The organism is Streptomyces sp. NPDC059037 (assembly GCF_042740015.1).
Taxonomy (GTDB): Bacteria; Actinomycetota; Actinomycetes; order Streptomycetales; family Streptomycetaceae; genus Streptomyces.
The window spans coordinates 1-4,187 of the sequence record NZ_JBHYIG010000082.1; the positions used below are offsets into that span (position 1 = coordinate 1).

Consider the following 4,187-nt stretch of genomic DNA (forward strand, 5'->3'; position numbering starts at 1 on the left):
GCGCGGTACCGCACCGGACTTCGTCCCGCGTCTCTCCGGAGAACGGGTCCGCCTCCCCCGGGAGGCGGACCCGACCGTCATACCGCTACCGGCTCACGGGGAACGCCACGTCGCACACCTGGTCGTCGGGGCCCGTCGTCTCCCACTCCGCGAAGTAGATCTCGCGGCACGGGCCCGTGACCTTCAGGCCCTCGCGGGCGATCCACGCCTCGACCGCCTCGAACGCGGCGAGGATCTGCGGGTAGGAGACCTGCGCCTTCGTGATCCGGGTGAAGGCGAGCCGGTGGGCGGGCTCCACGCGGGATTCGACGCCCCGCTGCCGCCCCGCCGTCTGCGCCCACGTCCGCGCGGCTGCCGCGTCCCTGACCGGGACGCACGCCTCTGCGGGGCCGTCGCAGTCCTGCGTCACCTCGGCGTGGTAGACGACGAGCGGTGCGCCCGCCGCGCCGCCGCACTCGGCCTCGGCCGCCTCTTCGAGGCGGCGCGTGGAGGCGTCGATCCAGGCCGGCAGTTCCTCGGCGAGCAGATGCCGGGTCTCGCTGATGACGTACTGCTCGGGTACGTCGATGGTCCTGACCGGAAAGTCCTTCTCGTGCGTCGCATCCATCGTGGGTCCTCTTCCTGTTCCTGAAAGGCGTCCACGGAGGTACCCCGCAAGCGTCCGCTGCTCGGCATGGCGCTCCTCGACGCCCGCCCAGTACGCGGCGACCGCCCGGGCCGCCTGCTCGCCGTCCATGCCGACGATCCCGGTGATGTCCGCGAGCGGCATGCCGAGCCGGCGCAGCAGGACGACCGTGCGGGCGTCCTCCACCTGGGCCGTGCGGTAGTAGCGGTAGCCGGTGGCCCCGTCCACGTAGGCGGGGGCCAGCAGCCCCAGGCGGTCGTACAGGCGCAGCGCCTTGGGCGAGAGCCGCGCGCGGGCGGCGAATTCACCGATGGTGAGCAGCGGGTCCGGGTCCGGGTCCATGGGGGCATCCTCCGTCACCGGGTCCGTTGTCGGCCCGGTGCTCCGGACGATGCGCTCTGCCCCAGGGGCAAGGTCAACCGGGCGGCCCGCCGCCGTAGCCGTATCCGTAATAGGCCTGCGCCTCAAGCCACCGGCGGTGCCTGCCGCGTCGTACGCCGACGATGATCGCCAGGGCGGCGGCCGCGAGGATCCCGCCGAGCGGCACCAGGACGGTCACCGCTATGCCGCCGACGAAGGACGAGACGTCGGTGCTGTCGCCGGGGGCGAAGGTGAGGACGCCGCGCGGGTCGTCGCACATCACCCGGTAGTCCGCGTCCGTGTCCGTCTTGAGTACGAACGCCCGCTCCCAACTGATGTCGTTCTTGGTCACGTTGAACGTTCCGCCGGGCGTCACCACGCGCGGCACGGAGCCGGGCGGACCCGAGACCTTGCAGTGCGCGCGGGCGACGAAGGGGCTGCGTACGTAGATGGCGGCGTCGTCGTCGGGCGCGATCCGCACCGTGACGGACCGCCCGCTGGCGAACGCCCTGCCGTCGTCGACGGAGTCCACCGCCGAGGTCAGTGTGAGCACGAAGCTCGCGATGCCGACGGCCACACCGACGGCCGCGACGATCCCCGCGACGACGAACCATCCCCACCGGGGCCGCAGTTGCCGCGCGTCGATGCGCGGCGGGGGTCCGGGAGGCGGCCCGTACGGATACATGCCGGAACGATGGCAGGCGGCGGGAGGTTGGGGAAGAGCGCAGGGGGCGAGCCGCGGGTGACGTCAACTCCGGTGCGCCCGAGGGTGGTTGCAAGGTGGTCGTGTTCTGGCCGAAGCGCCTTCTTCTCTCCTCCGCTCTTCTCCGCTCTTCTCCGCCAACTCCTCGGCCCGGCATCATCGTTGTATGCCCATGCTTACGAACACGGCGGAGCGGAGCGGCAGGCCGGCAGGGCCGGTGGTGACGGTGGACACCGAGTCGATTCCGGTGCCGGAGCGGTTCGGCTGGTGGAACGACCTGGTGGGCGAGGCGGTCATGCCGGTGACGTCCCGCAGCCCGTACGCGTCCCGCTTCACGGGACGGGCGGTGACCGTGCAACTGCCGCACAGCCCGCTGGGGACCTTCACCTACTCCCCGATGTCGGCCTGGCGCTCCCCTGTCCAGATCCGCCGCCAGGACACCGAGGAGTACTTCCTGCTCCTGGTCGGGGGCGGCACCTCGATCCGCCTTGAGCAGGGGCGCGGTGTCGCCTGCCTGGAGGCGGGCGAGATGGCTCTGTTCTCCACGTCGCACCCGCTGGCCGTGGAGTTCCTCGACAAGGGCCGCTCCTGCCAGAGCTCGCAGTTCCGGCTGCCACGGACCGTTCTTCCGCTGGCGAACGGGCGGGCGGACAGGCTGCTTGCCGAGCCGCTGTCCACCCGGTCCGGATCCGGGGCGCTGCTCGTCCCGTACCTGAAGGGCCTTGCGGACGCCGTCCGCGACTGCGGGCCCGCGGAGTTGGCCCGGATCGGTGCGGTCGGGGTCGACCTGGCCGCGTCGCTGCTGGCCGCGCATCTCGGCGACGCGGACGGACTGCCCGCTCAGACGCGCCAGGCGGTACTCCTCGCCCGCATCAACGCCTTCATCGACCACAACCTGGCCGACCCGGAACTGCGCCCCGCGGCCGTCGCCGCCCACCACCACATCTCCGTACGCACACTCCATCAACTCTTCCGTGGCGAACCGGAGTCCGTGGCCGCCACGATCCGGCGCCGCCGCCTGGAACGCTGCCGAGCCGACCTGACCGACCCCGCCCTGCACCGCCTGCCCATCGGCGAGATCGCGGCCCGGTGGGGATTCCGCCACCCCGCGGACTTCAGCCGCACGTTCCGCCATGCGTACGGCGTCCCGCCGAGCGAGGTCAGGGCGGGTGCGCTGGATGCGAAGAAAGCCCGCACGCCCTGCTGATGCCCTGACCGCCCGGCGCGAGGACAGTGGTCCACGGCATCCCAGTGGCTTCAGGGGCGGGACGTGCAGGCCATGCGGACGGACACCGGTCACGTGGCACAGTGGCGCCCGGGGGGACTGAAACGCTGGGGTGCCTTCCCGCCGTTGACGCCAGTTCGCTTCCGGCCAGTAAACTGCGCGCGCTCGGAAGCGCTGCAGGAGGCTAGGGGGAACGGTGGCACACGGGGGATACCAGGGCTGGGGACCGGGGGGCGTTCCGCCACAAGGCGGCGGTGATCCTTACGGCCCGCCACCGCAGGCCCCGCACCCGCAGCCCTACCCGCCACAGCCCTATCCTCCGCAGCCCTACCCGCCACGGCCCTATCGACCGCAGCCCGTGCGGCGGTGGCGTTCCGGCTGTGCGCTCTTCTTCGTCTCGCCGCTCATCCCGGTGATCCGTTCCTCCCGCCGCCGTGCCGAGGCGATCTTCAACCAGCCTGGCCCCGGCCATATCCCGGACCGCCTTGTGACGCAGGTGCAACTGTCGCGGGCGGTCGTGGGTCTGGCTGCCAGCCTCCTGCTCGTCTACACGTACGGAGCGGACGACGGCTGGAGCGGCGTCGCCAACGACGGTGTCGTGAAGCTGATCCTGGCCCCGCTGCTGCTGATCTTCACCGGGCCGCTGGTCGTCCTCGGCTTCATCCGCTACGCGCCCGCCGACCAACGGCGGCTGCTCCGCTCCCGGCTGCGCGCGCCGCTCAAGGCCGTGGGCTGGTACATCGGCATCTTCGTGGGCGTCGGACTCGTACTGGCGGGCAGCGCCGTCATCCTGAAGCAGAACCACGGCACGCTCGTGAACGGCCTCATCGCGCTCGCGCTGCTCATCGGCCTCGTCTGGCTGCTGCCGTTCCTCGGCTTCTCCTCGGCCTACGCCGCCCGTTATGCCTTCAACACGTCCAACGTGCACGCCGCTCTGCCGGCCGCGCTCACCGTCGTACTCGTCTGGGAGCTGATGCTCTGCAGCGTCGCCCTCGAAGGCGGAATGCCGCACGGGCCGCCGGCCGCACAGTGGTGCGCGGTGCTCGGCGGCCCGGTGTCCGTGACCGCGGTGGCGCTGTGGGAACTGCACCGCATGCGCACCCGCCACGGCGTGCGCATCCGCAACCGGGGATGACGTGTAGCGCCTTCTCGGCGGACTCGACGAAGTCCGGTGCGGTACCGCGCGCCCCGTAAGGGGGGCGGGGGACAGCGCGTCCCGCCCCCCCCCGCGCCCGGGGATATCACCCCACAAACAGCGGGGCGCGTTGTGCCCT

Annotated in this window: 4 protein-coding genes; 2 read left to right on the forward strand and 2 right to left on the reverse strand. The window is 71.9% G+C overall.

Annotation, left to right across the window (positions count from 1 at the left end):
• Positions 1-85: 85 nt before the first annotated feature.
• Positions 86-967: a MerR family transcriptional regulator gene (locus ACFWY6_RS18815; protein ID WP_384691436.1), complete on the reverse strand. Its 882-nt coding sequence runs from the start codon at positions 965-967 to the stop codon at positions 86-88.
• A 73-nt stretch (positions 968-1,040) separates the two neighbouring features.
• A complete protein-coding gene (locus ACFWY6_RS18820) occupies positions 1,041-1,670 on the reverse strand; it encodes a hypothetical protein (RefSeq protein WP_384691439.1) in 630 nt (209 codons plus the stop codon).
• A 184-nt stretch (positions 1,671-1,854) separates the two neighbouring features.
• Between ACFWY6_RS18820 and ACFWY6_RS18825 the strand changes: the two genes are divergently transcribed.
• Positions 1,855-2,895, forward strand: a complete 1,041-nt coding sequence (locus tag ACFWY6_RS18825) for a helix-turn-helix domain-containing protein (RefSeq protein WP_384691441.1) — start codon at positions 1,855-1,857, stop codon at positions 2,893-2,895.
• 376 nt (positions 2,896-3,271) lie between these two features.
• A complete protein-coding gene (locus ACFWY6_RS18830) occupies positions 3,272-4,048 on the forward strand; it encodes a hypothetical protein (protein ID WP_384691444.1) in 777 nt (258 codons plus the stop codon).
• Positions 4,049-4,187: the final 139 nt, after the last annotated feature.

Excerpts from the sequence above, each read along its gene's own strand:
- ACFWY6_RS18815 (WP_384691436.1), bottom strand. The coding sequence starts at position 967 with ATGGACCCGGACCCGGACCCGCTGCTCACCATCGGTGAATTCGCCGCC.
- ACFWY6_RS18820 (WP_384691439.1), bottom strand. The coding sequence starts at position 1,670 with ATGTATCCGTACGGGCCGCCTCCCGGACCCCCGCCGCGCATCGACGCG.
- ACFWY6_RS18825 (WP_384691441.1), top strand. The coding sequence starts at position 1,855 with ATGCCCATGCTTACGAACACGGCGGAGCGGAGCGGCAGGCCGGCAGGG.